Below are 25108 nucleotides of genomic sequence, written 5' to 3' on the forward strand. Positions count from 1 at the left end.
AAAATTGGTTATGTGAGCCCCGTCACGGGCCTTTTCGCGACCTTTGCCGAGGCCGATCCGTTTTTGCTGAAGCAGGTGCGGCAGGCACTGAAGGGCGGTATTGTCAACAATGGCAAGACATATGACGTCGAGATCATCGCCATCGACGATCAGACCAATCCCGACAGATCGACGAGTGCGGCCCAGCAGCTCATCAATTCGGATGAGGTGAATATCGTTCTCGCCCAGGGGGCTCTCGGCATCAAGAACGTTAGTGCCCAGTGCGAACTCGCAGGCGTTCCCTCGATTACGACGATGGACCCCTGGCAGGGCTGGCTGTTTCCTCAAGGAGGCAAACCTGAAACGGGCTTCAAATATGCCAATCATTTCTTTTGGGGCATCGAGGACATCATCTCCACATATGTGGGAATGTGGTCGTCGCTCGACACCAACAAGAAGATCGGTTCCTGCTTCACCAACGATCCGCCGGGACAAACCTTCTTCAGCAACGAGATCGGCTTTCCGCCTGCCCTGAAGAAGGCGGGGTTTGAAATGGTCGATGTGGGCCTCTTCGAGCCGGGTTCGAACGATTTCTCGCGCCAGATCGCGGCTTTCCGCGATGCGGGCTGCGAGATCATGACGGGGCTGTTCGATCCGCCGGATTGGGTGGTCTTCTGGCGCCAGGCCATGCAGGCAGGCTTCAAGCCGAAGGTGGTTACCATCGCCAAAGCGCTTCTTTTCCCGGCAGGCGTGCAGTCTCTCGGTGCGGCGGCGAACGGCATGTCCACCGAGGTCTGGTGGACGCCGGATTATCCTTTCAAATCTTCGATTACCGGACAATCCTGCGGAGAACTGGTCAAGGCCTATGAGGCGGAAACCGGAAAACGCTGGACGCAACCGATTGGGGTCGTTCACGCGCTACTGGAGGCGGGGGTTGACGCCCTCAGAACGGCTGACGATCCGACGGACCCGGATTCTGTCGCCGATGCTATCAAGAAGATGAAGCTGGATACGGTTGTCGGAACACTCGACTGGGCCAATAGCCCGATCAAGAGCGTGGCCAAGATGGCAATCGCTGGCGGGCAGTGGCGCGTGGAGCCAAATGGCGATTTCAATCTGGCTGTCGTCTCCAACCAAGGCATACCGCAGGTTCCCGTTACCGGGCCGTTTCAGATGAAGATCGGGGCATGAGCGCCATACGTGGGGACACTATGCACTCGCAAAACAGGTCTCTCGCCGTTGAAAACATCACAAAATCCTACGGTAATGGGCTTCCGGTTCTCAAGGAATTGAGTCTGGAAGTCCATCCGGGCGAGTTATTGGGTGTCATCGGACCCAATGGATCAGGCAAGACGACCTTGTTTGGCGTCATCGCCGGACAGCTTGTGCCCAATTCCGGAAAGATATTTGTGAATGGCGAGGACGTCACGCGGCTTGCGGCATCGGAAAGGGCAAGGAGCGGGATCGGGCGTACTTTTCAGGTGCCGCAGTCCTTTTCAAACATGTCCGTGTTCGAGAACCTGCTTGTCGGCGCGCGCTTCGCGGGGAACCTCAATCATGAGGCTGCAACAGTCGTGGCTCGGGATATTCTGGATCGTACCGGCTTTCATGGTCGCGGCCATCTTCTCGCCGGGGCGTTGCCGTTGCTCGACAGGAAGAGGCTGGAACTGGCGCGGGCATTGGCGACGAACCCGACGCTCCTGCTTCTCGACGAGATTGCCGGCGGGCTGACCGATAACGAGGCGGCAGAGATTGCGGAACTCGTCAAGCATGTGAACAGCCAGGGTATTGCCGTGATCTGGATCGAGCATCTGGTGCACATCCTCACCTCGACAGTCTCTCGAATTGTCGTGCTCGGTGAAGGCAAGATCATTGCCGACGGCGAACCGAAGGCAACGATGGCTACACCGGCCGTACAGAAGATCTACCTTGGGATGGAGCCCGACGCAGATGCTTAGCATTCGTGATCTGGAGGCGAGCTATGGCTCGATGTCGGTATTGTTCGGTGTGAACCTTGACCTGCGGCCGGGCGAAACACTGTCATTGATCGGCTCCAATGGCGCCGGTAAATCGACGCTATTCAGCGTGATAACTGGCCTGTTGAAACCGACGGCGGGAGAGGTAACCCTCGATGGCCTCCCGATGCTCGGCAAATCGACCTCGGCAATCGTCGATCAGGGAATAGTCATGGTGCCGGAAGGGCGAAAGCTCTTTCCGAGCCTGTCGGTTGAGGAGAATCTGATCTTGGGCGCCTATCGCAAGAGGTCGGGAGAGTGGTCGCTCAATCGCGTCTTCGACATGTTTCCTGTCTTAAAGGAACTGCGCCGAAGACCGTCCCGGGCCTTGTCTGGCGGCCAGCAGCAGCTTGTTGCGGTCGGTCGCGCCTTGATGGCCAATCCAAGGGTATTGTTGTGCGATGAGCTCTCGCTTGGCCTCTCACCCTCGGCGGTCGATGTGGTCTACGCCGGCCTTCGAAAGGTCAAGGAGACCGAGGTTTCGCTGGTGCTGGTCGAACAGGATATCGCGAGGGCTCTGAAAGAGAGTGAACGCTTCGCATGCATGCGACACGGTCGCATCGTTCTGCAAGGCTCATCGCCGCCCCCCCTGATCCTCGACTTCAGTTCAAGCAACGCCACACAAACTGTACATTTCGACGATCAAAACAATATATTTGTCCTTGGCGGTCTGCCATCGTAATATTACAGGGTGCACCCACTTCCCTTTCAGAGGTGGCTCCCTCCGGAACACTTCGGCCAGTGTTCTGTAGTCGCGGCATTTTCTCGGCTGATCGTTGAGATGGCGCGCAGGCTGGACGAGCTTGCGTTGCGACACGGCTGCGAGATACGTATCACCTGGCATGAACCGGCGGATGCGCTTGTTGGCGTTCTCCACCGCACTCTTTTGCCACGGTGCAGTGGGGTCGCAGAACCAGCTCCGCGCGCCGATGCCATCTTTCAAAGGTCCCTTGCAGGAGCGTCAATTGACCTGTTCCTCGCACATGTCGACAATCCGGTCGCGGTAGTACGGCGCTCCATCCACCCTTCTTGATCAAATTCAAGAATGGCGTTGGTTACCGATGATTGATTCAGGATGGTGATTGTCCGCATCCGGCACCGATAAGCCGTCCGATTATTCAGAAAAGATCGGAGTTCCTGTGCTTCTTGGTGTTGTCCTCGCGGTCGATCCCGGCGTCAGCGCATCGATACGGCATGGTCCCGTTGGCGCGGCACGGCGCTACCCTTGCGTCTGAAAAGCTTGATAAGCGGTTTCTCGAACAGGAAATGCGCAAAGACCGACACGGCCAGTGCAACGACGATGATGACCGCTCCTGCGAGAATACCGGGCGCCAATATCTTATGAATGATTGAGATCACCAGGCCATGCAGAAGATAGAGGGCGTAGGATGAGTCCCCGATAATCTCGATTGGTTTCAGCAGACGTCTCGGCCATAGTCCGGCATTTTCGAGCCACACGCATCCGGCCACAAGGAAAAAGGCAGGTACGCCCCATGTTATCAGGCGCAGCATTCCAGATTGCTCGCTTATCATGGCCGCGGCAACAAAACCCGTCAGTGATATGACAAGCGCGGCGATACCCGCTTGTCCGCCCTGGAACATAAAGCGCGACAGCAGAAGCCCGCCAAGGAACTCCAGCAAGAGCGGCGAGGTCCAGGTTTGTATGAAGGGGGATTGTGTGGGTAAAACCTGTCCCGCCAGGGCCATGACGGACAGGATGCCGACCGTTACGGCCAGCGGCGCGCGCCAGGCAAGTCCAAGCGCGAAGACAATATAGAAGAACATTTCCATATTAAGGGTCCAGCCCACAACCAAAAGGGGAGCTACTTCACCGTTGTCGCCTGCATAGGGAATAAAAAGCAGCGATTTCCATAAATGCTCGGGGGTAAAGGTAAAGGTGGAAAAAACGCCCGCCATCGCACCGGCGCACATCACCAAGGTCACGGCCCAGTATAAGGGCACAATACGGACCAGCCTGTGATATAAAAACGCCCCCGGTCCCGCCGCCGTCGCGAAAGAACCCATGATGAGGCCGGAGATGACAAAAAAGACATCCACACCCGCCGCCCCAATCGTAAATGGGCCACCGATTATATGAAACAGCAGGACCGAAAACGCCGCGAGCGCCCTCAGAAACTGGATGGAATAAACCTTTTGCATTGCCGCTCCTGAAGTACTCAACCGTTCACGTCCTTCGCCTCAAATGCAGACAGAGGCAGCGAGTCGCGCCAACTCGAAAAAGCTGCCGAACTCTCCTGATTACGATGCTTGCAAGGATTGATGAGGTATACGTTCAAAAAAATACCTAAAATCTGAAGAGCCAGATGACCAGAATTATTCTTGCCAGAAGCAGCCATCTCATGTGTAATTGACTAACGCCCTGGTTACGGACGTCTATATGTCGCAACCTAGTCGATTTTGACAGTGTTGGGATAATGCCGGGCCCGACGTCCCCGGTCAGGTCTGTAAAGAACCCCTCACGATACCCTCATTCAAAGACATCTTCTAGTTGAGGCCCATAAGCCTGAACTGGCATCTTCCCGTCAAGTGCCGAGTTGGGAGTTCGTCGCAAAGGCACCACTTTATCGAGTTTATCGGGACGACAAGAGAATCTAACCCGAGCCAGAATCTGCACACTGTTTGATTGCAGAAAAGCATCTGTTTCTCCGCTTAGGCCTCTTTCCTTCATAACGGAATTGCTATTCATCCGTGCATTCGGGATAACTAAAAAATAGGGTTTTCTCGGGATATTGATGTCACCGGAATGAAGCATCGGGCACACATGGGAAAAATGGCAGAGAAGATCCCCTTATGGATGCAGCGCACGAAGAACAGACGCGTGGAAATTGGCGGAATACACTGTTTTATGTGACGTTCCTTTATTTTACGGTCGGTTTCTCGCCCTATATTTCTCTCTCGTCGACCTATCTGGGCTCCGCCATGGCGGAGGGGTCCAACCTGCTGAACCAGCTTACCGCGATCATCCTGCTTTTCAGTTTCATGGTGTTCATGGTGAAGGAACGGTCTTTCTCCATCGTCTTCACGCCGCGTCTGCTGATGGCGGCGATTTTCGGCTGGTATATCTTCACCTCTGTCGTGGGGGAGGCGCCGATGTTTTCGCTGCGGCGGCTCGTCATGTGCGCCATCATCTGCGTGCTTGCCGGTTGCTTTTTGCAATTGCCGCGCACGGAACGACATTTCGCCACGCTGCTTGCCAGCTGCGCGATGATTATCCTTTTCCTGTGCTATTTCGGCGTCATCGTCCTGCCGTCACGGTCGATCCACCAGGCGAGCGATGCGCTTGAGCCCCTTCTTGCGGGTAACTGGCGCGGGGTCTTCCAGCACAAGAACGAGGCTGCCTCGGTCATGGCGGTGTTGATCATCGTTGCGATTTATCTCTGCAAGCGCTGGTCCTTCATCGGTGGTTTGCTGGTGCTGCTGCTATCAATGTTCTTTCTGATAAAATCAGGTGGCAAGACCGTACTCGGGCTGGTGCCGATCATCATCGCAACGGGCTGGTTCATCGTCGGCTGGCCCGGCTGGCGCTATATGGTGGTGACCCTGCTTTTGTTGGTCTTTACCGTTGTGGTCGTTGGCACCACAATCGATCCGGTCTTTTCGCAGATGCTGACAAGGATGGGGCTCGATGCCAGTTTCACCGGAAGAACCGATATTTGGGCCGTCGCGATCGATTATATCCGCCAACGCCCGATCCTTGGCTACGGTTATCAGGCGTTCTGGCGCAGCGACACCTTGATGTCGAGCATCACCGATAGCAACAGCTGGGCAACGACTGCGCCGGCGGCACACAACGGATATTTCGATCTGCTGCTTGCGGGTGGTATCCCGGGCCTGGTGCTGGTGATGGCGTGGATTTATCTGCTACCGCTTCATTATCTCGGCAAAATGGATGAGGTGACGCGCAACAGCCCGTTGACGCGGCTTTACGTCGGTATCTGGCTTTATGTGCTGCTCTACGGCTTTCTGGAAACTCTATTCTTGCTTAGCGCGGGCTTCGTCTGGTTTTTCCTCCTCGTGGCCGTGATGGGCCTGCGTCTGCAGGCGAACGCCAGCCTCGTCGAAAACGAGGCAGAGCCGGAACCTGCCCGAACCGGCGCTGATGCGGACAGGGCTACGATACCGCACTTGCGATTGGCCGTTGCCCGAAAGAACTTCGCGACTGCCCAGTTGGCACGAAACTCAGAGTCTGGCCAAAAAAAGAGCTGAGTGAATAAGCCAGCTATGATTTTGTGCGTTTGCCTGGGACGAGCGCCAATCCGCAGAGCGTCAGGGATGGAAGGTCGTTCAATACTATCGCGATGAAGCCATTCCGGCGCCAGCATGCGTGGCAGGGAGGGAATCGCCCGGTTGCTGGATGATGCACAGGCAGGGCGGTTCGACATTTTGTGCGCCGAGGCGCTCGACCGAATTTCCCGCGACCAGCAGTGTTAGAGATATCCAAGTCGGTTCGATTGACGACCAGAGAGGATCGTAAATTATCGTAGCTTGGCGCCGGCCTAGGGCGGCGAAGTCATGTGGTGCAGGACGAGCGCTGCCGCGCCGAGCGCGGCGCTGTTCGTGGCCGGGATTTCCGACAGAAGAATGCGGGGCTGGCCAAGCGTGGCGCCGTCGAAAAGCGCCGGGCGCGAGAAATCCATCCATCCGATCAGGGCGCGGCGGACACTTTTGGGAAGCGTGCCGCCGATGTAGATAGCGGGCGGATCGAGAATGGCGCCGGCTGCGAAGGCGAGGCGCGCGGCTTCCGGCCCGGCCCGTTGCAGCCACCGTTCGACGCTTTCCGGTGCGGCGGCCAGCACGGTTTCCCATTCATCGGGATCGCGACCCTGTGGCAGGACCACGCCGTCGGCCTTGAGCCAGGCGGCAAGGTCGTCGAACGACGGCCGGCATATGGAGCGGGGGCGCAGCGCGCCGATCTCGCCGGCATTGCCGATGGCGCCGCGATAGAGATTGCCGTTGAGAACGACCGCACCGCCGATACCGCTGCCGAGATAGAGGTGGAAGAAGCTCTCGTGATGTTCCGGGTTGCCGACCGTCAACTCGCCGATGGCGGCGGCATTGGCGTCATTTTCCACGATCACGGAGCAGCCCAACGCATCCGACAAGGTGGCCGCGATGTCGATGCCGCCCCATCGGCCCACATCCTCGGCCAGATCGAGGGCGGGCTCCGTGCTGCGGAAACGGATGGGCAGCGCAAAACCGGCGCCGATCAGGTCGGCGGCCGATATGCCGGTTCGCGACAGGAGCGCTTCCGCGCCTCCCGCAATCGTCGCCGCAACGTTATCGAAGGTTGCGAAGCTGTTGCGGATCTGGTGCTCGCCGCGGAGCGTACCGCAGAAATCGAGGAGCGTCAGATAGACGGAATAGTAGTCGGCATGGATACCGAGCGCATAGCCCGCATCCGGTGAAAGCCGCAAATCGATTTGCGGCGGTCCCCGATGACCTTGCCGCCGCCCGCTCTCGACAACGATGCCGCGCACCATCAACTCGTGGATCAGCATGCTGACCGCTGCCGGGGTGAGGCCGCAGAGGGCTGCCAACTCTGCCCGTGACGCGGGCGCCGAGCGCCGCAGAAGGTGGATGAGCCGCTGATGGCTGCCGCTCAGTCCTATTAAACCAGTTTTTTCATTCAGCATTTTCGATGTCTCAAAAAAATCGCGCGCGACAACAGAATTGTCATTTTATTGTTAAGTAAGCAACTTAATTAATTAATCAACAATCGCTATTCCACCAAATCCAAGTGAGGTAATCATGTTTCGAACTCTGGCTCTTGCAGCGACGGCCGTCGCCCTTCTTTCATCGGCCGCAAATGCTGAAGAAATCAAGCTGAAGTTGTGGACCCTTGCCGATCGCAATGGCCCTGCGCGCATCACCAACATTGAGGACGCCGCCGCTATCCTGAACAGCCAGTACAAGGCTGCCGGCATCGACAAGACGATCGTGATCGAGGTAAACAACAGCGGCCAGAAGGGTTGGGACGACTACGCTCTCGATACGCTGAAGGCTTTTGCGGTCAATCAGGGCCCGGATATCTACCTGCTGCCGCACGAATGGATCGGCCAGTTTGCGACCGACGGCTATGCCAAGGCGCTGGACGAGGAAATCGCCGCCAAGCCATGGGTCTACGGCGATGTGCTGCCGGTGCTGTGGAATTCCGTCAAGGGCACCGATGGCAAGGTCTACGCGATCCCGCAGGACGCCGAGATCCGCATGTTCTTCTACAACAAGGACATGCTGCGCAAGATCGGCAAGGACGAAGCCTTTATCGATGCCATTCCCGCCAAGGTCGAGACGGGTGAGTTCACGCTCGACGATTTCACCGCACTCAGCAAGGAAGTGGTTGAAAAGGGTGCCGCCCAGTACGGGATGCTGCATCGCCCGAATGTCGGTATCGATTATCTGATGGTCTTCGCGTCGAATGGCGTGAAGTTTACCGACGAGAAAACCGGCAAGCTGCTTTTCCCCAAGAAGGAAATGGAAGCGGCACTCTCCTGGTATGAGCGCAACGCCAAGGAAGGTGTCACCCCCGTCGACAACACGGCGATGAGCTGGGAGGCGATCCAGACCGCCTTCAAGCAGGAAAAGGCCTTCGTCTTTCATCAGGGCGTGTGGGCTGTTGCCTGGCAGGTCGGCGACAAGCTCGGCGCAACCTGGCCGACGGACGGCAAGGGCTATTTCAACAAGATCGGCTGGATCCCGGCGCCGGCCGCCGAAAAGGGCGGAAAACCCGCCAACCTGTCGCACCCGATCGCCTACGCGATCAACCCGAAGGGAACGAATGCCGCGATCGCTGCCGATCTGGTGGCGCTCGCCTCGCTTCCCTATTTCAACACCAAGCACGCCGTTTCCTCCTACCACACCGCCATCAGTAACGCCCAGACTGCCATGCCGGACTACAAGGCGAACTGGGCGCTCGAAGCTGCATCGCCGATGATGGTGCACGCCAAATTCGTACCCAACCACACCAAGTTCGGCAGCTATAACAAGGTGCTGTTCAGCGGCCTCCAGGCCGTCGAGACCGGCCGCATGAGCGCTGCCCAGGCCGTCGAATTCATCGCCGACGAGCTGGAAGTCCAGTTCGGCAGCGAGGTGGAAATTCGCGACGCGCTCGCCAACTGACGATCAGCGAAGGCAGGCGGGCCAAGCTTTCGCCTGCCTTCGGCATTCAGGACCCCATCCATGATGTCACGACCGCCAAGACACCACCGGCCCGCCCGCCCGATCCTCTATCTGATGCCCGCGATCGTCATATTGTCGGTGTTCTTCATCGCGCCGATCCTGATCGATGTCGTCATCGCCTTCACCAATATGGGCGCAAATCTGAAGGTGGAGAAATTCACCTTCGATAACGTCATGCGCATGCTCGGCCGCGACAGCCGCCTGCCAATGGTGCTGATGACGACGTTCATCTACGTGACAGCCACGCTGTTCCTGTTCAATATCGGCCTCGGGGCCATCCTTGCCGTTACGACGACGGCGGTGCCGGAGCGGCTTGGCGCCTTCTTCCGCGGCCTCTGGCTTTTGCCGCGCATGAGCCCGGCGGTGCTTTACGGCGTATTGTGGATCTGGGTCGCCGATCCGACTTCCTACGGCCTCATCAATCAGATCGGCGGCGCTCTCGGCTTTCCGCTGCTCAATCTGCGCAACGACCAGCCGCTGCTTCTGATCGTCATCGCAAACGGCATGGTCGGCGCCTCCTTCGCCATGGTCATCATGACCTCGACGATCCGTTCCATCCCGTCGCATCTGTTCAGCGCCGCCCGCATCGACGGCGCTGGCGAATGGTCGGTGCTGCGCCATGTGGTGCTGCCGGCGCTGCTGCCGCCGCTGCGCTTCATCACCATCTACCAGGCGCTCTCGCTGATGACGACCTACGAATACATCCTGCTGATTACCCGCGGCGGACCGGTCTATGATTCCACCACTTACGCGCTCTACGTCTATCGCCGCGCTTTCGAAAGCGGCGCCTATGCCTACGGTGCGGCGCTGGCGCTCGGCCTGATGGTGATCGGCGTTGCGGTCACGCTGCTGCAATGGCGCATGACCGGCATGAAGCAGAGCTTCACCGCCCCGAAGATCGAGGTATTGTAAATGACCATGACCACCACCGCAGGGGTCCCGAACCGAAAAACCACGGACTGGAGCCGCCTGGCCCGCCGGACGCTCTGGAACCGCACCGGCTTTCTGGCCATCGTCATCGGCTTCCTCACCGTCATTTCGCTGCCGATCGTCCTGCCTTACCTCTGGCTGCTGGCAATCTCGCTGACGGATAAGGGCGGTGATGGAGCCGCCATCCTCTGGCGGCTGTTCGCTGTCGCTGCGGCCGGTTATCTCGCCCTGATCGCCATCGCTCTCTTTGCCCCCGAGGGGCAAACAGCCAGGCGGCTGCGATGGGGGGTGATGCTTGCAACGGTCGCCGTCTTCGCTGCCGGAGTAGGCCCCTACCTGACCGTCGATAATTTTGCCTTTCTCTGGGACCCTGCCAGCGTGGCGGCCGAGCGCGGTAGCCAGAGCCGCATCGGCCTCATGCCGTCGGTCTGGTCGGCGATGGGCAATTCCTTCGCCTTTGCCGGCGCGCAGACGCTGATCGTGACAGTCGTTGCCGCACCTGCCGCCTATGCACTGTCGCGCTTTTCCTTCGCCGGGCGGGAAAGTTTTCTGCGCGGGCTGTTGTTGCTGCACGCCTTTCCGGCGCTGGCGCTGACAGTGGCCATCTTCATCCAGATGTACTGGATGGGTCTTCTCAACTCGCTCTCCGGCGTCATCCTTGTCCTGTGCGCGCTCGAACTGCCCTTCGCGATCTTCGTGCTCAAGGGCTTCTTCGACGCCGTTCCCTGGGACATCGAGATGAGCGCGATCACGGACGGCGCCTCGCGTTTTCAGGCCTTCCGCATGGTGGTGTTGCCACAGGTCGTCGGCGGGCTGATCGCGGTCGGGACTTTCACCTTTCTGCGCGGCTGGGAGGAATATGTCTTTGTGCAGACCCTGCTGATCGAAAAGACCAGCCTGACGATGAGCCTCTACCTCTTCTTCGTTTCGGAGGACAGCATGGGCGTCGACTACAGCCTCGTCGCCGCCGTTGGCGTCGTCTACGTGCTGCCGGCGCTCGTCCTCTATATCTTCACGCAAAAATACCTGACCCAGATGAGCTTCGGCGGGATCAAGGGATAAAAGAATGGCAAAGATCACACTCGACAAAGTCACCAAAAGCTGGGGCCAGACCCAGGTGCTTCGGCCGATGGACCTCACCATCAACGACGGCGAATTTGTCGCCATCCTCGGTCCTTCGGGGTGCGGGAAATCGACGACGCTGTTCCTGCTCGCGGGCCTCTATGCCCCGACCTCGGGACAGATCCTCTTCGACGATCACACCGTCAATCGCGTCGACGCCCGCGACCGGAATGTCGGCATCGTCTTCCAGTCCTATGCGCTCTACCCGCATCTGACGGTGCAGCAGAACATCGCCTTTCCGCTGCGCTTCAAGGATGTTCCGAGCGACGAAGCCGACAGGCGGGTGCGCGAGGCGGCGGCCCTCGTGCAGGTGGACATGTTGCTAGAGCGCCGTCCCGGCCAGCTTTCCGGCGGCCAGCAGCAGCGTGTTGCGCTGGCCCGCGCGCTGGTGAAGGAGCCGAACATCCTTTTGCTCGATGAGCCGCTCTCCAATCTCGATGCGACGCTACGCATCGCCATGCGCGCCGAAATCAAGGCGATCCAGGCTCGCCTCGGCATCACCACGCTGATCGTCACCCACGACCAGATCGAGGCGACGACCATGGCCGACCGGATCATCTGCATGAACAACGGCAGCATTGCGCAGACCGGTACGCCCGACGAACTCTACCGCAGCCCGCGCGACATCTTCGTCGCCGGCTTCATCGGCTCGCCGCCGATCAACCTGATCAAGGGCGAGGCGCGTGTCGACACGGTGCTGGTCGGCAAACGGGTGATGAACCTTTCCGCGACCTACCGCGGCGATATCACTTTCGGCCTGCGGCCCGAGGACATCGCAATGATTGCACCGGCGGAGGCGACGATGACCGGCAAAGTATCGCTGATCGAGCCGATGGGCCGTGAGATATTTTACACGCTGGACACCCCGTTCGGCCGTCTGCACGCGCTGGAAGCCGGTGAGAAGGCGCGCTTCGCGATCGGCGAAGCCGCGGGCCTCGCCTTTGACGCGGAGCGCACGCTGTTCTTCGATGCCGAGGGTAACCGGCTTCCGGGCCTCCACGCCGATATCACCACGACCATCCATGAGCCGGTGCCGTCCGTGTTCCAATCTTCCCATGCGGCGGAGGTCGCCCAATGACGCTGATCGTTTCCCACCGCGGTGCAAACGCCTTTGCACCGGAAAACACCTTCGCTGCGGCGGACCTGGCCCTGAAACAGGGGGCGGATTACATCGAACTCGATGTTCGCGAAAGCGCCGACGGCGTGCTGTACGTGCTGCATGACGAGACGTTCGAGCGGACGACGAACGGCACCGGCCCCATCGGTCACGCCTGCGCGCAGGAGATCGACAGGCTCGATGCGGGCGCCTGGTTCGGGGTGGAATTCGCGGGCGAGCCCGTGCCGCGCCTAGATGCCTATCTGGAGCATCTGCGCGGCCGCTGCGGCGTCTATATCGAGCTGAAGCTTTGCGATCCGGTCAAACTTGCGGCACTGGTTCGCGATCTCGGCATGGTAGATGACACGTTTTATTTCTCCTTCAGCGCGCAGATGCGCGACGGTCTTCATGCCGCTGCCCCCGAGTTTCGCAAGATGATCACGCTCGACATGGCGAAATCGCCGTCGCTGGCGGGGCCGCTGCATCATGCGTCGATCCTGGAGATCACGCCCGCGCAGATGATGCGTCCGGGTCTTGTCGACACCTGCCGTGCTGCGGGACTGGATGTCATGGTCTATTACGGCGGGGACGATCCGGCCACGCATCTTGAAATCGCCGGAGCCGGCGTGGATTACATCAATCTCGATCGTCCCGACCTCTTTGCCGAAGCACGCGGGAGGATCGCGGCATGAAGCTTGTTTCCTACAATATCCAGTACGGGCTCGGCGCCGATGGGCGTTACGACCTTGCCCGCATCGCCGATGAAATCCGCGATGCCGATATCATCGCGTTGCAGGAAGTGGACCGTTACTGGGTGCGCTCCGGCATGGTCGATGAGCCGCAGGTCATCGCCGACGCGCTTGGCGACCGCTATTGGGTCTATGGCGCCAATGCGGACATGGATGCGAGTTTTCGGACAAGCGAGGGACGCTTCGTCTCCCGCCGCCGACAGTTCGGCACCATGGTCCTGTCGCGCTTTCCGATCCTTTCCAGCCGCAATTTCCCCTTGCCGAAATTCGCCACGCTGACGCAACACTCGATCCAGCAGGGCATGCTGGAAACGGTGATTGCGGTGGGCGAAGGGGCGTTGCGCGTCTACAGCGTCCATCTCAGCCATCTTTGCGCGGAGACCCGCCTGCCGCAGGTGGAGGCCATGCTTGATATTTTCGCGCGGGCGCCGGCTGAGGGGGGAGCATGGTGCGGCGGCCATCCCGATCCTGCCGCCGGCTGGACGGAGGGCAATATGCCGCCGATGCCGCGCGACATGGTGGTGATGGGCGACATGAATTTCACCGCCGACAGCGCTGAATATGCCCGCATGATCGGACCGCAGGCGGGCCAATACGGCCGCCTGGTCAATCGCGACGGGCTTATCGATGCCTGGGTTGCCGGGAGGAACCCGGAAGGTGAGGGCAGCACCCATCCGCAAGGGGGCCGCATCGATTATTGTTTCGTTTCCGCGTCACAGGCAGGAAAGGTAAGACGATGCTGGGCTGACAAAACGGCAAAAGGCTCGGATCACTATCCCCTTTGGACGGAACTGGACGACTTGAGCGCCGGATAAGGGCCTGTGGCGATCGAAGGGCAGGATGGCGTCAGGCTCCAGTTCCTCCACGCTTCAAAACGGCGTTCCTTGAAGGCGGCAGTCGCCATCTTTTGGTCGCTGGCCGCCAAAGGTGGCCCTTGTGTTTTCGCAAGCGCGACATAGCTGGCATCATATGAGGTCAGTGTGTAGCGTGTCGCCAGTTCCAGGATCAGGCTAGCATCTAAATCCGCTTCTAGTGCGAAATGGAAAATGCCGATCTCGGCTGACTTGGGCGGAGAGCCTACAAGTCTCCATGCGTTCAGGCCTCCGTCCCGGCTCCTCGGGCGCAACTTCAGTTCGTAGCAAAGCCTGGTTTTTTGCGGCTTCAGAGGCAAACCGGAACAGGGTACTCAGTAGCGACTGGAACGCGTTGATGTTGCATAGAGCGGGGACCGATAATGACAAATCTTCATCGCATCTACGATCAACGTCGTACAGTTTTTATAACTGCAAGCGAAATCATATGACGGCATGCAAGGCAGGATAAAGACTGCTTTGACGTGCCGAAAGGGCGCGCCAATCGTCACGCATGTGCAAATCCGGATCAACCTGCTCGGCGAGGCGGGTCATGGCGTTGGTTGCCGTTGCAAAATTTTCGTACCAGCCGTGACCGACGGCGGCGCTGATGCCGGCGCCAAGGGCGGAGGCTTCGTTGGAGAGGCTGCGGATTACCGGCAGGCCGCTCGCATCCGCTACGATTTGCCGCCACAGCGCGCTTTCGGCCCCGCCGCCGATGACAAAGATACGATCTGCTTCGATACCGACCGCGCGCATCTGCTCGAGTGAGCGGACAAATTCCAGCGTGATCGCCTCTATCGAGGCGCGGTAGAGATGGCCCATGCGCGTTTCGGGGCCCATACCGACGAAAGCGGCGCGCGCGGTCATATCCCAGTGGGGGTCCATGCAGCCGAGAAGATAGGTGGAAACGGTGACACCGCCCGAGCCGATCGGCAATCCGCGCGCCTCCGCTTCGAGTTTTCCGAAAAGTTCCGCGCTGCTGCGGCTGCCCGCGAAGGTTTCGAGCAACCAGTTGATGAAATAGGCGCCCCCGCGCTGGCAATTCTCCAGAAGATAACCCTCCCCGCTCGGCGAGGTGAGCGTGCGCCAGTATCGGCTCAGTTCAGCCGTCGGCGACCAAAGACCGCCCACGACGGCGGTTCCAAGGTTGAGATAGGCGATGCCGGAACTGATGGCGCCGACGCCGAGAGCCGCGCAATGGCCATCACCCCCTGCCGCATAGACGGGCGTGCCGATCCGCAACCCTGTCGAAGATGCGGCATCGGCCGTCACGTGACCGATGAGAGAGCCCGGGCGATGGGCGGGCGGCAGTTTTGTCGGCGGGATGCCGAGATGGTCGAGAATTTCGTGTGACCAGGCTTTTTTCTCTATATCGAAAATGCCGAAGGGATCGCCGCTCGTCCAGCTTGCCGCTGCTTCCCCCGTCAGTTTCCGTACGAGGAAATCATGGACGCTGAGTATCTGTGCGGCTTTGTCGAGGAGGGCGGGATCGGTCTCGCGCAGATGACGCAGACGATAAATGCAGGGAATGACATCGACCGGCTTTCCCGAAATGGCGTGTATGCGCTCGCCGCCAAGTTCTCGCGCAAGGACGGGAACCATTTCGGCGGCGCGGCGGTCCAGCCAAAGGGTTGCCGGCGCAAGAGGCGTGCCTTCGGCATCGAGCAGGACCATGGTTTCGCGCTGGTTGGAAATGGCGATACCATCGATCCTGTCGGCGGCGACCTGTCGGGTGAGGGATTTCAGCGCGTCGGTGGCGGCAATCCACCAATCCTCCGCATTCTGTTCCGCTTTCAAAGGGTGAGGTGTGCTGATGACGTGTGGCGCGCGACCTTCCGCGCGCGGCGTGCCGTCCATGGTCCAGGCGATCGCTTTCACCGACTGGGTCGATGAATCGATGCCGACGACATAGCGTTCCCTGTCCTGCATAAGCACTCCTCCATCCCCATGCCCCGGTTCCGCTTTCTTCCAGCCCGGTGAATTCGCAATGTTACGAGCCTTTGTCCCCGGGCGGCGTCTCCCTCGCCATCCGGGTGCCCCGTCGCGGCCTCAGCCGGACAACAGGATTTCAGCCGTTGCCATGTCCGTCACGAAATGCGTGGCGTAACCGGCGTTCAGCGTTGCCCTGATCGCGGCGATTTTGGCCGATCCTCCCGCCAGACAGATACGGTTGCGCACCCGACGCAGCTCATCAAGCGTGATGCCGACCATGCGCTCGTCATGATCGCCGCCGAGCGGGCGGCCATCCGCACCGATGAAGCGGCCGATGATGACGGCGACCGCGCCACGCGCCACATAATCTTCCATCTCTTCTTTACTGGCGATGCCGGAGAGACGCACGGTGCTTTTCGGTCCGATATCGCCGACACCGAAAAGCACGTGATTGGTCGAATGCACCAATTCCATCTGTTTCTTGAGGATAGGCTCGGCAAGCAGCTGGGCCTTGAGTTCCCGCGTCGTCAGGAAGGCGGGTGCGAGCAGGTTGACGCAACGCGCATGAATGCGGTTCGACAGGAGCGAGGTGCAGAACTCCGGCGAGAAATCGCGCTCGCCCGTCGAACTGCCCGAAACCTGCACCACCGTCAGGTCGCTGACCGGGCGGGTGAGCGAAATGCGGTCGGCGGCGGCCAGCACCGTGCGGCCCCAGGCGACGCCGATCGTATCGCCGTCCACCAGCATATCGGCCAGAACCCGCGCCCCGGCATCCCCCAGCCTGTCGGCGAGGTTTTGCTCGTCAGCGCTCGGTATGACGAAGGCGCCGTCGAGACCGTATTTTTCCATCAGTGCCCGGGCAATCGTGGTGCGGCTGCCGGCGGCCGGGCTGATATGGACCGAGACGACGCCGCGTTCCCGGGCTTCCTGCAGATAATTCACGATTGTCGCGCGCGAAACGCCGAGCCGTTTGGCGATTTCGCTCTGGGTCATCTGATCCGCATAATAGAGCCAGGCGGCCCACATGATGGCGTCGCCGAATTCCGTGGGCACCATGGCCCCGGTCTCTCCGGCCGGTCTTCCTGAAGTTTTTTCCTGTGTCATGCCGCTATCTGGCGCATGCGGGTGTCATTTGTCAACTGCTCCTGTCATGTGTATTGACAAATGACAGATGATGTTGTCACTTGTTGAAAATAGACATGGAAGGCGAGGGCTTGGGAGATGGAAAGAGCGATGACGGCGGCATTGGGAACGGAGGCGCCTCAGGGTGGTTGGACGGCGCTGATCGACGATCTGGTGGCCGGCAACTGGACCAATCCTGAAACCGGCAAGCGCGCCACCGTTCCCTATGAAAAGATCGTCATCGAAGACACGCTGGACGGCGCGGAGGCCGGTCTCGTCGCGGGTCTCGGTCTCGGTGAGCGCTTTACCGTGGTTGCCGATCCCGATACCTGGGATGCCATGGGGTCGCGGGTGGCCGGGGCGCTCAAGGCACTCGGCCCGGTCGAAACGGTGATCCTCGATCATCCCCATGCCGACATGGCCACCGTCGCCGACCTCACCGAAAAGTTGAAGCATGCCGGGGCGGTGATCGCCGTCGGCTCCGGCACGATCAACGATCTCTGCAAATTCGTGACCGGCAAGACGGACCGGCGTTACGCCGTCTTCGCGACGGCCGCGTCGATGAACGGTTACACCTCGACGACGGCCTCGATCACGCTCGAAAACGGCTTGAAGGTCTCGCTGCCGTCCCATGCGCCGGCGGGTTTCTTCGTCGATCTGGGTGTGACGGCCGCCGCCCCCACCTATCTTTCGGCATCCGGCTTTGCGGATTGCCTGGTACGGTCCGTCGCGCAGATCGACTGGTGGATGTCGCACCGCCTGCTTGGCAGCCTCTACTCGACCGTTCCTTATATTCTTCAGGAGAAGGACGAGGCGGAGCTGAACGCTCGCGCGAAAGGGCTTGCCGCCGGCGATGTTGCGGCCAACGGCTATCTGCACCGCGTGCTCGCCTTTTGCGGTCTCGGCGTGTCCTTCACCGGCATGTCGAACCACGGGTCCATGGGCGAGCATCAGATTTCCCATTATATCGACTGCTTTGCCGGCGAGCGCCATCGCGGCACGCTGCACGGGCAACAGGTCGGTGTTGCGACGCTGACCATGGCGCGGCTGCAGGCGCATTACCTCGCCAGCGAAACGCCGCCGGTCATCCGGCCCAGCGTCATCGATCCGGCCGACATGGCGCGGCGCATGGGCGGCGATATCGCCGCGCATTGCCTTGCGGAAATCCAGCCGAAACTGTTCGACGCGCGCGCCGCCGACGCGATGAACGAAAAATTCGCCGAATTGTGGCCGACCCTTCGCGAGGAATTGCAAGCTTTCGCGCTGCCGGTTGCGGAAATGGAGCAGCTGCTTCGCGATGCGGGCGGGCCGATGACGGCGGCGGATCTCGGTCTGCCCGTGGAGTTCTACCGCGAGTCGGTTCTTCATTGCCGTGAAATGCGCAATCGCTATTCCTTCCTCGATATTGCCGCCGACGAGGGCATCCTCGCCGATTTCGTGTCCGGGGAGGCTTGATCAGATGCAGGCGATCGCGGATATGCCCATCGAAATTGCACGCCACGTCACGGTGCTGTTTTGCGATATCGACGATACGCTCACCAATGAGGGGCGGCTTCCGGCCTGCGCTTACGCGGCGCTGGAGCGGCTGACGCAGGCAGGCATCGCGGTGGCCCCGATCACCGGCCGGCCGGCCGGCTGGTGCGACATGATCGCCCGCCTCTGGCCTGTGGCCGGTGTTGTCGGCGAAAACGGTGCCTTCTATTTTGCGTACAATGAGAATGCCCGTTGCATGCGCCGCGTCTTCGCCATCGAGGACAGTCAGCGCACGCTGGATCGGGAAAAGCTTGAAAAGGTTCGCGCCCGGGTGCTGGCCGAGGTGTCGGGGGCGGCGGTCTCGGCCGACCAGCTTTATCGCGAAGCCGATCTCGCCATCGATTTCAGCGAGGACGTGCCGCCTTTGCCGGTCGCCCATATCGACCGGATCAAACGGATTTTCGAGGAGGAGGGCGCGGTCGCGAAGATTTCGTCCATCCACGTCAATGGCTGGTACGGCGCTTACGACAAGCTGACAATGGCCCGCCGTTTCGCCGCCGAAATCCTTGATCTCGACATCGAGCGGGATCGTGACCGCGTGGTCTTCGTTGGCGACAGTCCGAACGACGCGCCGATGTTCGGCTTCTTTCCCCATGCCTGCGGGGTCGCCAACGTGCTTCAGTTCCGTGGCCGCATCGAGGCGGAACCGGCCTATGTGACGGTCCGGGAAGGTGGCCACGGTTTTGTGGAGGTCGCGGATCGCATTCTCGGCGCGCGCGGCGGGAGGGACGCGGCATGACCGAACCCGTGTACGATCTCGTCATCATCGGCGGCGGCATCAATGGCGCGGGCATCGCGCGCGATGCGGCCGGTCGTGGGTTGAAGGTGCTTTTGGCCGAACAGGCCGATCTCGGTTCGGCGACATCGTCGAATTCGACGAAGCTCATCCATGGCGGCCTGCGTTATCTGGAGCACTACGAGTTCAGGCTGGTGCGCCACGCGCTGGCGGAACGCGAACGTCTGTGGGCGATTGCGCCGCATATCATCTGGCCGTTGCGGTTTGTATTACCGCATCGCAAGGGGCTGCGTCCGGCATGGCTGCTGCGCCTTGGCCTGTTCATCTACGACCATCTGGGTGGACGTAGGCTTTTGCCGGCCACCGCGACGCTTCGGCTGAAGACCGATCCCGCCGGTGCGCCGCTGCGTGACGTGTCCTCGGTGGGTTTCGAATATTCGGATTGCTGGGTGCAGGACAATCGCCTCGTTGTCCTCAACGTTCGCGATGCTGCGTCGCTGGGCGCGGATATACGGGTTGGAACGCGGTGCGTCTCCGCCCGTCGCGACAATGGGCTTTGGGTCGTGCGGCTTGAGGATGCCGAGACCGGCGCTGGCAGTGACGTGCGCGCCCGCGCCGTCGTCAACGCCGCCGGTCCATGGGTGGACAAGGTTGTCGGCGATATCACGGGCAGCGGAGCGCCGGAGCAGGTCCGTCTCGTGCAGGGTTCGCATGTCGTCGTGCGCAGGCTCTACGATCACGACCGCTGCTATATCTTCCAGAATCCGGACGGCCGTATCTTCTTCGCCATTCCCTATGAGGAGGATTTCACGCTGATCGGCACGACCGACCGGGATTACCATGGTGCGCCGGACAAGGTCGAAGCGTCAGCGGAGGAAATCGACTATCTCGTGGCGGCGGCGTCTTCCTATTTCAAGCGGCAGCTGACAGCGGCGGATGTGGTCTGGACCTATTCCGGCGTGCGCGCCCTCTATGACAATGGCGCCGCCAAAGCGCAGGAGACGACGCGCGACTATGTGCTGCTGCTCGACCGGCCGGAAAGGCAAGCGCCGCTGCTTTCGGTTTTCGGCGGCAAGATCACCACGTTTCGCTGCCTGGCGGAAGATGCGCTCGACAGGCTTGCCGCGATCTTTCCCGACTGGAACAGGGATCGCGGCTGGACCGCCAGACGCGCCCTGCCGGGTGGCGGCTTTCCCGTCGGCACGGCCGACGATCTCATCTCCGCCCTTCGTGCGGATTTCCCGTTCCTGTCGGTTCGCGAAGCGCGCCGATTGGTCCGCCATTATGGTCTCGAGGCAAGGGAGATACTCGGCACTGCAGGGAGCAGGGAAGACCTCGGCCGTGATTTTGGCGGCTCGCTGACGGAGGCGGAAGTGAATTTCCTGATGGAGCGGGAATATGCGCGCACCGCCGCCGATATTGTCTGGCGGCGCACGAAGTCGGGCCTGCGAATGACGGTTGCGGAGATCGAGGCGCTGGACAGCTGGATGCGCCAGCGCCGCTCGGTTCCGAAAAGAGTGAGTGCTGCACGATAGGAATGCCGTCACCCTTGGGAGAGGTGGGCGCAGTTACACGGATATCCGTGAGACTTCAAAAAATAAGGGGAGGACGCGGGACGCGCCATGCGTGTTCCACGACGGCCCGAGGAGGAGGAACAGCATGTCTGTTGCACAGGTAAAACGCATCGCGATTTCGGATTCGCCATGGCCATGGCTGTTGCCGCTGATCGCGCTGTTGATCGTCTTCACCATCTATCCGCTGATCTACAATGTCTGGCTGAGCTTCCATGAATTCGTGCCGCGCAAGCGCACGCTTGCTTTTGTCGGCTTCGATAACTGGATCCAGCTCTGGAACGACACCCGCTTCTGGGGCGCGCTTGGCGTGACTTTCGTCTATTTCGTCGTGGCGCTGACCATCGAGATCGTCCTCGGCATGGCGGTTGCGCTACTCCTCGATGCCGAGCTGCCGGGTTTCGGGGCGCTGCGCGCCATTCTGTCGATGACGCTGGTTATTCCGCCGGCCATTGCCGGCATGATGTTCCTGCTGATGCAGGACCCGCAATTCGGCATCATTCCTTATCTTCTCGATACGCTCGGCCTGCTCGACAAATCGACGCCGATCCTTGCGACATCCTCGCTGGCGCTGGCCGGGGTCCTCGTCGCGGAAATCTGGCAGTGGACGCCGTTCATGGTGCTGATTTTCATGGCGGGTCTGCGCTCGCTGCCAAGCGAACCCTATGAGGCGGCGATGATCGACGGGGCGTCGTCGTTCCAGATGTTCCGCCGCCTGACATTGCCGATGATGTCGCGGGTGATTGCGGTGGCGGTGCTGTTGCGCGGCATCGATCTGTTTCGTGTCTTCGACTACGTCTTCGTGATGACCTCCGGCGGACCCGGAACCTCCACCTATACGCTCAGCCTCTATGCCTGGCAGCAGACCTTCTCCTTCCTGAAATGGGGTTACGGCGCAACGCTCAGCCTTACCAGTCTGGTGATCGTCATGGTGCTCGCCAATCTGTTCATCCGCGTTGCAAAGATACGGTGGTAATCATGCATCAGAGCCGTTTTGCCCGCACCCTCAGAACCATTGCCGGCTGGCTGGTCGTCGGGGCGTTCTTCTTCCCGATCTATTTCTGGACCTCTGTGGCCTTCCGGGACGCCAAGGACATCTTCAACTGGCCGCCGATCATCGCCGATTTCCAGCCGACGGTGCGCAATTTCGAGCAGGTCTTCGGCATCTCGTTTGGTTTTGCGCGTGATGCCAGCGTGTCGCCCGGCGGCGGCAATTTCTACATGGGACCGCGTCTCTGGGATTCGATTGTGGTCGCTTCGCTCTCGACCGTGCTTGCCATCGTTGTCGCGACGCTTGCCTCTTATGCGCTGTCACGGATGAATTTTCGCGGCCGCCACGATTTCGTCAACTGGGTTCTGTCCACCCGCATGATGCCGCCGGTCGCCGTGGCGATCCCGATGTTCTTCATTTTCAAGCAGTTCAGCCTGCTCGATACCTATATCGGCATCATCCTCATCCACGGGCTGATGAACCTGCCGCTCGCCGTGCTGCTGCTGAAGAGCTTCTTCGACGACATTCCGGCCGAGATCGATGAAAGCGCACTGCTCGACGGCGCCTCGCGCTGGACGATCTTCCGCCGCATCGTTCTGCCGATGGCCAAGGGCGGCATCGCGGCCACCGCGGTCCTCTGCTTCATCTTTTCATGGACCGAGTTCCTGTTCGTACTGACGCTGACGCAGACCGGCATCAAGACCGTGCCCGTCGTCTCGTCCACCTTCGTAACGTCGATCGGCACCGCCTGGGGCAACATGGCCGCCCTTGGCGCTGCGGCGATCGTACCGGCCTTCATCGTGATCCTTCTCGTCCAGCGCCATCTGGTGCGCGGTCTGACCATGGGTTCGCTGAAACAGTGACAAAACTGCGCATGAGGAGTGCGCGGATCAACAGGGGAATCCCGTCGTCAAACACGGCGAGGGAAAAGAGGAGGAGAGAAAATGAAAGAGGAAGACAGAAAGCTTTATCTCGCATCCATCACCGACCGGTTCGTGCGCGGGGGAATGGATCGCCGTTCGTTCCTGAGTTCGGCCGGCAAGCTTGGTCTTGGAGCCGCCGCGCTCGGCATGGGTATGGGCAGCCGTCCATTCGTCATGAACAGAGCACTGGCTGAGGAGCAGCTGACCCCCAGCCCGGACATTCTCGCGTGGCTGAAGGACGTCGGCAAACCTTTCGCCGGCACGACGCTGAAGCTTGCGACGGAATCGACGCCGCCATCCAACGCCATCAACTCGCAGCTCAAGAAATATTTCGAGGAAGCGACCGGCATCAAGGTCGAAATCGAGGTTCTACCGCTCGAACAGGTTCTGCAAAAACTGACGCTCGACGTCGCCTCCTCGCTCGGTACCTATGACCTTTATTACATCGACCAGAGCTGGGCGGCCTCATTCAGCCAGGATGTTTTCGACCCGCGCGAGCAAATTCAGGCCAAGCCCGACCTCGCCATGCCGAACTACAATATCGACGACTTCATGCCGGCGCTGGTCGATGGTATCGCAAAATACGAAGATCGCTGGGTGGGCGTGCCCTACGATATCCCGATCTTCATCATGATCTATCGCAAGGATATCTACGAGAAGCTCGGCCTGAAGGCCCCGACCACTTTCGAGGATCTCCTCAACAATTCCGTCACCATCACCAAGGAAATGGGACCGAAGGTTTACGGTTATGCCGGCCAGATGAAATCGGGCCATTATGCGCTGGAATGCGAATGGACTTCCATGCTGTGGGGTCACGGCGGCTCGGTCTTTACCGCCGACAAGAAATTTGCCGGCAATGACGAGCGGGGCATCGCCGCGATCGATTATTATACGGCGCTGCGCAAGGTCATGCCGCCCGGCGTCGATCAGTGGACATGGGACGGGCAGGGGCAGGCGGTCGCGCAGGGCGTCGCAGCCTCCATGCTCTCCTGGGGCGAGTTCTTCCCCTATTTCGATGATCCGACGCAGACCAAGGTTTCCGGACTTTGCGAAGCGGTCATTCCGCCGCAGCCGATTACGCTGCGCAAGCCTTCGGAATGCGGTTACGGCGAAATCCCCGGCGTCGGCCACCAGGGCGGCTCCTCGCTTGCCGTCTCGCGATATTCGAAAAGCCCGGACGCGGCATGGCTGTTCATGCAATGGGCGACCTGCGCCGATACGCAGGCCCTCATCACGACGCTGGGCGGCGGCACCGGGCCGACCCGCACCTCGGTCTATAACGATCCCCGCGTCAAGGCCCACGCCCGCGTCGGTGCCGGCACGACCCGTCACCTGCCCGTCGTGCGCGAGACCATCGACAAATACATGGGGTCGGAGCCGGACCTGCCGGAGTGGGCGCAGCTTTCCAACGACACGATCCCGGTCGGTCTCGGCAAGTATTTCGCCGGCAATTACGGCTCGTCCAAACAGGCGATGGACGACATCGCCTCCCAGGTTGAAGCGGTGCTGAAGGGCTGATCCGAGAAGTGGCAAGGGCGGCGGCGCGGCCGTCGCCCTTCCAAACGGAAAGACAAGGGAAAACGGGAGGACTATCATGGCGGATAAACCGTTGATCGCGATCACGGGTGCGAGTTCCGGTATCGGCGAGGCCGTGGCGCGCGCTTTTTCCGCAGCGGGCCACCCGCTGCTGTTGATCGCCCGGCGCCTCGAGAGGCTGGAGGCGCTCGGTCTGCCGAACGCCGTCTTGAAAAAGGCCGACGTGCGCGACCGCGCCGCGCTTGCCGAAGCGGTGAAAGAGGCCGAGGCGACGTTCGGGCCGGTGGACATGATGTTCGCCAATGCCGGCATCGCAAGGCTTGGCGATATCGGCCGCCAGCCGCCGGAAGAATGGGACGAGATGATCGACATCAACACCAAGGGCGTGATGAACAGCGTCCATGCGGTGATGAACGGCATGATCGCGCGCAAATGCGGCACACTGGTCATGATGAGTTCGATTGCCGGCCGCAAGGTCTATCCCGACCATACCGTTTATTGCGGCACCAAGTTCTTCGTGCATGCCGTGTCCGAGAGCCTGCGCGAATATCTGGCGCCGCACGATGTCCGCGTCATCGTCGTTTCTCCCGGCATCATCGATACGGAAGTGCTCGATCACGTGAAGGACGAGGCGACGCTTGCCGGCTACAGGGCCAACAAGCAGGCCATTGGCGGGGGAATTTCGGCGGATGTCGTCGCCGGTCTCATCCTCGACGCCTACCGGCTGCCGCAGCGGGCCATCGTTCAGGAAATCGTCATCACGCCGACCCGGCAGAAATATTGACCGTGCCGCCGGCGGGTCCGGCAGGCTGATAAAAATGG

22 protein-coding genes and 1 pseudogene are annotated in these 25108 nt (G+C 60.4%); 18 read left to right on the forward strand and 5 right to left on the reverse strand.

Annotated elements, in window-relative coordinates:
• The 3 genes from O3S81_RS15310 to O3S81_RS15320 form a co-directional block, all read left to right on the forward strand.
• Window positions 1-1170: ABC transporter substrate-binding protein (locus O3S81_RS15310; RefSeq protein ID WP_269344470.1), on the forward strand; the 1170-nt coding region annotated here is incomplete at its 5' end.
• A complete protein-coding gene (locus tag O3S81_RS15315; protein ID WP_269344471.1) occupies window positions 1167-1937 on the forward strand; it encodes an ABC transporter ATP-binding protein in 771 nt (256 codons plus the stop codon). The genes O3S81_RS15310 and O3S81_RS15315, both read left to right, overlap by 4 nt.
• Window positions 1930-2676, forward strand: coding sequence for an ABC transporter ATP-binding protein (locus O3S81_RS15320; protein ID WP_269344473.1), 747 nt, complete (start codon window positions 1930-1932; stop codon window positions 2674-2676). Before O3S81_RS15315 ends, O3S81_RS15320 begins: the two co-directional genes overlap by 8 nt.
• A gap of 45 nt (window positions 2677-2721) precedes the next feature.
• Here the strand turns inward: O3S81_RS15320 and O3S81_RS26625 are convergent.
• Together O3S81_RS26625 and uppZ are read right to left on the reverse strand one after the other, a co-directional pair.
• Window positions 2722-2937, reverse strand: a pseudogene (locus tag O3S81_RS26625) (IS30 family transposase); the annotation flags it as partial.
• A gap of 233 nt (window positions 2938-3170) precedes the next feature.
• Window positions 3171-4154, reverse strand: a complete 984-nt coding sequence (gene uppZ, locus O3S81_RS15330; RefSeq protein WP_269344475.1) for a polysaccharide biosynthesis acyltransferase UppZ — start codon at window positions 4152-4154, stop codon at window positions 3171-3173.
• A gap of 651 nt (window positions 4155-4805) precedes the next feature.
• Here uppZ and uppW point away from each other — a divergent pair.
• Both uppW and O3S81_RS15340 read left to right on the forward strand, forming a co-directional pair.
• Complete coding sequence (gene uppW, locus O3S81_RS15335; protein WP_269344477.1) at window positions 4806-6221, forward strand: Wzy-type polysaccharide biosynthesis protein UppW; 1416 nt, start codon at window positions 4806-4808, stop codon at window positions 6219-6221.
• 114 nt (window positions 6222-6335) lie between these two features.
• Window positions 6336-6446, forward strand: a complete 111-nt coding sequence (locus O3S81_RS15340; protein WP_269344478.1) for a recombinase family protein — start codon at window positions 6336-6338, stop codon at window positions 6444-6446.
• A gap of 65 nt (window positions 6447-6511) precedes the next feature.
• Here the strand turns inward: O3S81_RS15340 and O3S81_RS15345 are convergent, their stop codons facing one another.
• Window positions 6512-7648, reverse strand: a complete 1137-nt coding sequence (locus O3S81_RS15345) for an ROK family transcriptional regulator (RefSeq protein WP_269344479.1) — start codon at window positions 7646-7648, stop codon at window positions 6512-6514.
• Window positions 7649-7763: 115 nt separating this feature from the next.
• Between O3S81_RS15345 and O3S81_RS15350 the strand changes: the two genes are divergently transcribed.
• From O3S81_RS15350 to O3S81_RS15375, 6 genes are read left to right on the forward strand one after another with little or no spacing between them, the layout of a single operon-like run.
• Window positions 7764-9131, forward strand: a complete 1368-nt coding sequence (locus O3S81_RS15350) for an ABC transporter substrate-binding protein (RefSeq protein ID WP_269344481.1) — start codon at window positions 7764-7766, stop codon at window positions 9129-9131.
• A 60-nt stretch (window positions 9132-9191) separates the two neighbouring features.
• Window positions 9192-10103, forward strand: coding sequence for a carbohydrate ABC transporter permease (locus O3S81_RS15355; protein WP_269344483.1), 912 nt, complete (start codon window positions 9192-9194; stop codon window positions 10101-10103).
• Window positions 10104-11183: a carbohydrate ABC transporter permease gene (locus tag O3S81_RS15360; RefSeq protein ID WP_269344485.1), complete on the forward strand. Its 1080-nt coding sequence runs from the start codon at window positions 10104-10106 to the stop codon at window positions 11181-11183. It begins immediately after the preceding gene.
• Between the two features lie 4 nt (window positions 11184-11187).
• The gene (locus O3S81_RS15365) at window positions 11188-12321 is read left to right on the forward strand and encodes an ABC transporter ATP-binding protein (RefSeq protein WP_269344487.1); all 1134 of its coding nucleotides are present in this window, start codon (window positions 11188-11190) and stop codon (window positions 12319-12321) included.
• On the forward strand, window positions 12318-13031 hold the full coding sequence (locus O3S81_RS15370; RefSeq protein WP_269344489.1) for a glycerophosphodiester phosphodiesterase: 714 nt from the start codon (window positions 12318-12320) through the stop codon (window positions 13029-13031). Before O3S81_RS15365 ends, O3S81_RS15370 begins: the two co-directional genes overlap by 4 nt.
• Entirely contained in the window at window positions 13028-13903 is an 876-nt protein-coding gene (locus O3S81_RS15375; protein WP_269344490.1) for an endonuclease/exonuclease/phosphatase family protein, read from the forward strand. Before O3S81_RS15370 ends, O3S81_RS15375 begins: the two co-directional genes overlap by 4 nt.
• 480 nt (window positions 13904-14383) lie before the next feature.
• Here the strand turns inward: O3S81_RS15375 and O3S81_RS15380 are convergent, their stop codons facing one another.
• Both O3S81_RS15380 and O3S81_RS15385 read right to left on the reverse strand, forming a co-directional pair.
• On the reverse strand, window positions 14384-15871 hold the full coding sequence (locus O3S81_RS15380; RefSeq protein ID WP_269344491.1) for a xylulokinase: 1488 nt from the start codon (window positions 15869-15871) through the stop codon (window positions 14384-14386).
• Between the two features lie 120 nt (window positions 15872-15991).
• Window positions 15992-16978 (reverse strand): sugar-binding transcriptional regulator, encoded by a 987-nt coding sequence (locus tag O3S81_RS15385; RefSeq protein ID WP_442864928.1) that lies wholly within the window; start codon window positions 16976-16978, stop codon window positions 15992-15994.
• A 129-nt stretch (window positions 16979-17107) separates the two neighbouring features.
• On the opposite strand from O3S81_RS15385, the gene O3S81_RS15390 reads away from it, so the two are divergent.
• From O3S81_RS15390 to O3S81_RS15420, 7 genes are all read left to right on the forward strand, one after another.
• Window positions 17108-18451, forward strand: a complete 1344-nt coding sequence (locus O3S81_RS15390; RefSeq protein ID WP_269344494.1) for a sn-glycerol-1-phosphate dehydrogenase — start codon at window positions 17108-17110, stop codon at window positions 18449-18451.
• A 4-nt stretch (window positions 18452-18455) separates the two neighbouring features.
• Window positions 18456-19268 carry an HAD-IIB family hydrolase gene (locus O3S81_RS15395; RefSeq protein WP_269344497.1) on the forward strand — a complete coding sequence of 271 codons (813 nt, stop codon included), beginning with the start codon at window positions 18456-18458 and terminating at the stop codon, window positions 19266-19268.
• Window positions 19265-20800, forward strand: coding sequence for a glycerol-3-phosphate dehydrogenase (glpD, locus tag O3S81_RS15400; RefSeq protein ID WP_269344499.1), 1536 nt, complete (start codon window positions 19265-19267; stop codon window positions 20798-20800). The genes O3S81_RS15395 and glpD overlap by 4 nt, the downstream gene beginning before the upstream one ends.
• 124 nt (window positions 20801-20924) lie before the next feature.
• Complete coding sequence (locus O3S81_RS15405; RefSeq protein ID WP_269344501.1) at window positions 20925-21812, forward strand: carbohydrate ABC transporter permease; 888 nt, start codon at window positions 20925-20927, stop codon at window positions 21810-21812.
• Between the two features lie 2 nt (window positions 21813-21814).
• On the forward strand, window positions 21815-22690 hold the full coding sequence (locus O3S81_RS15410) for a carbohydrate ABC transporter permease (protein WP_269344502.1): 876 nt from the start codon (window positions 21815-21817) through the stop codon (window positions 22688-22690).
• 81 nt (window positions 22691-22771) lie between these two features.
• A complete protein-coding gene (locus O3S81_RS15415) occupies window positions 22772-24268 on the forward strand; it encodes an ABC transporter substrate-binding protein (protein ID WP_269344504.1) in 1497 nt (498 codons plus the stop codon).
• 76 nt (window positions 24269-24344) lie between these two features.
• Entirely contained in the window at window positions 24345-25070 is a 726-nt protein-coding gene (locus O3S81_RS15420; RefSeq protein WP_269344506.1) for an SDR family oxidoreductase, read from the forward strand.
• Window positions 25071-25108: the final 38 nt, after the last annotated feature.

This window comes from Agrobacterium sp. SOY23, from assembly GCF_027212525.1.
GTDB classification, from domain to species: domain Bacteria; phylum Pseudomonadota; class Alphaproteobacteria; order Rhizobiales; family Rhizobiaceae; genus Agrobacterium; species Agrobacterium tumefaciens_I.

What these genes read in the sequence shown, in the direction of transcription:
- O3S81_RS15415 (WP_269344504.1), top strand. Translation starts at nt 22,772, where the DNA reads ATGAAAGAGGAAGACAGAAAGCTTTATCTCGCATCCATCACCGACCGG.
- O3S81_RS15350 (WP_269344481.1), top strand. Translation starts at nt 7,764, where the DNA reads ATGTTTCGAACTCTGGCTCTTGCAGCGACGGCCGTCGCCCTTCTTTCA.
- glpD (WP_269344499.1), top strand. Translation starts at nt 19,265, where the DNA reads ATGACCGAACCCGTGTACGATCTCGTCATCATCGGCGGCGGCATCAAT.
- O3S81_RS15420 (WP_269344506.1), top strand. Translation starts at nt 24,345, where the DNA reads ATGGCGGATAAACCGTTGATCGCGATCACGGGTGCGAGTTCCGGTATC.
- O3S81_RS15395 (WP_269344497.1), top strand. Translation starts at nt 18,456, where the DNA reads ATGCAGGCGATCGCGGATATGCCCATCGAAATTGCACGCCACGTCACG.
- O3S81_RS15380 (WP_269344491.1), bottom strand. Translation starts at nt 15,871, where the DNA reads ATGCAGGACAGGGAACGCTATGTCGTCGGCATCGATTCATCGACCCAG.
- O3S81_RS15405 (WP_269344501.1), top strand. Translation starts at nt 20,925, where the DNA reads ATGTCTGTTGCACAGGTAAAACGCATCGCGATTTCGGATTCGCCATGG.
- O3S81_RS15320 (WP_269344473.1), top strand. Translation starts at nt 1,930, where the DNA reads ATGCTTAGCATTCGTGATCTGGAGGCGAGCTATGGCTCGATGTCGGTA.
- O3S81_RS15360 (WP_269344485.1), top strand. Translation starts at nt 10,104, where the DNA reads ATGACCATGACCACCACCGCAGGGGTCCCGAACCGAAAAACCACGGAC.
- O3S81_RS15365 (WP_269344487.1), top strand. Translation starts at nt 11,188, where the DNA reads ATGGCAAAGATCACACTCGACAAAGTCACCAAAAGCTGGGGCCAGACC.
- uppZ (WP_269344475.1), bottom strand. Translation starts at nt 4,154, where the DNA reads ATGCAAAAGGTTTATTCCATCCAGTTTCTGAGGGCGCTCGCGGCGTTT.
- O3S81_RS15370 (WP_269344489.1), top strand. Translation starts at nt 12,318, where the DNA reads ATGACGCTGATCGTTTCCCACCGCGGTGCAAACGCCTTTGCACCGGAA.
- O3S81_RS15385 (WP_442864928.1), bottom strand. Translation starts at nt 16,978, where the DNA reads ATGACACAGGAAAAAACTTCAGGAAGACCGGCCGGAGAGACCGGGGCC.
- O3S81_RS15410 (WP_269344502.1), top strand. Translation starts at nt 21,815, where the DNA reads ATGCATCAGAGCCGTTTTGCCCGCACCCTCAGAACCATTGCCGGCTGG.
- O3S81_RS15355 (WP_269344483.1), top strand. Translation starts at nt 9,192, where the DNA reads ATGATGTCACGACCGCCAAGACACCACCGGCCCGCCCGCCCGATCCTC.
- uppW (WP_269344477.1), top strand. Translation starts at nt 4,806, where the DNA reads ATGGATGCAGCGCACGAAGAACAGACGCGTGGAAATTGGCGGAATACA.
- O3S81_RS15315 (WP_269344471.1), top strand. Translation starts at nt 1,167, where the DNA reads ATGAGCGCCATACGTGGGGACACTATGCACTCGCAAAACAGGTCTCTC.
- O3S81_RS15390 (WP_269344494.1), top strand. Translation starts at nt 17,108, where the DNA reads ATGACGGCGGCATTGGGAACGGAGGCGCCTCAGGGTGGTTGGACGGCG.
- O3S81_RS15345 (WP_269344479.1), bottom strand. Translation starts at nt 7,648, where the DNA reads ATGCTGAATGAAAAAACTGGTTTAATAGGACTGAGCGGCAGCCATCAG.
- O3S81_RS15375 (WP_269344490.1), top strand. Translation starts at nt 13,028, where the DNA reads ATGAAGCTTGTTTCCTACAATATCCAGTACGGGCTCGGCGCCGATGGG.
- O3S81_RS15340 (WP_269344478.1), top strand. Translation starts at nt 6,336, where the DNA reads ATGCGTGGCAGGGAGGGAATCGCCCGGTTGCTGGATGATGCACAGGCA.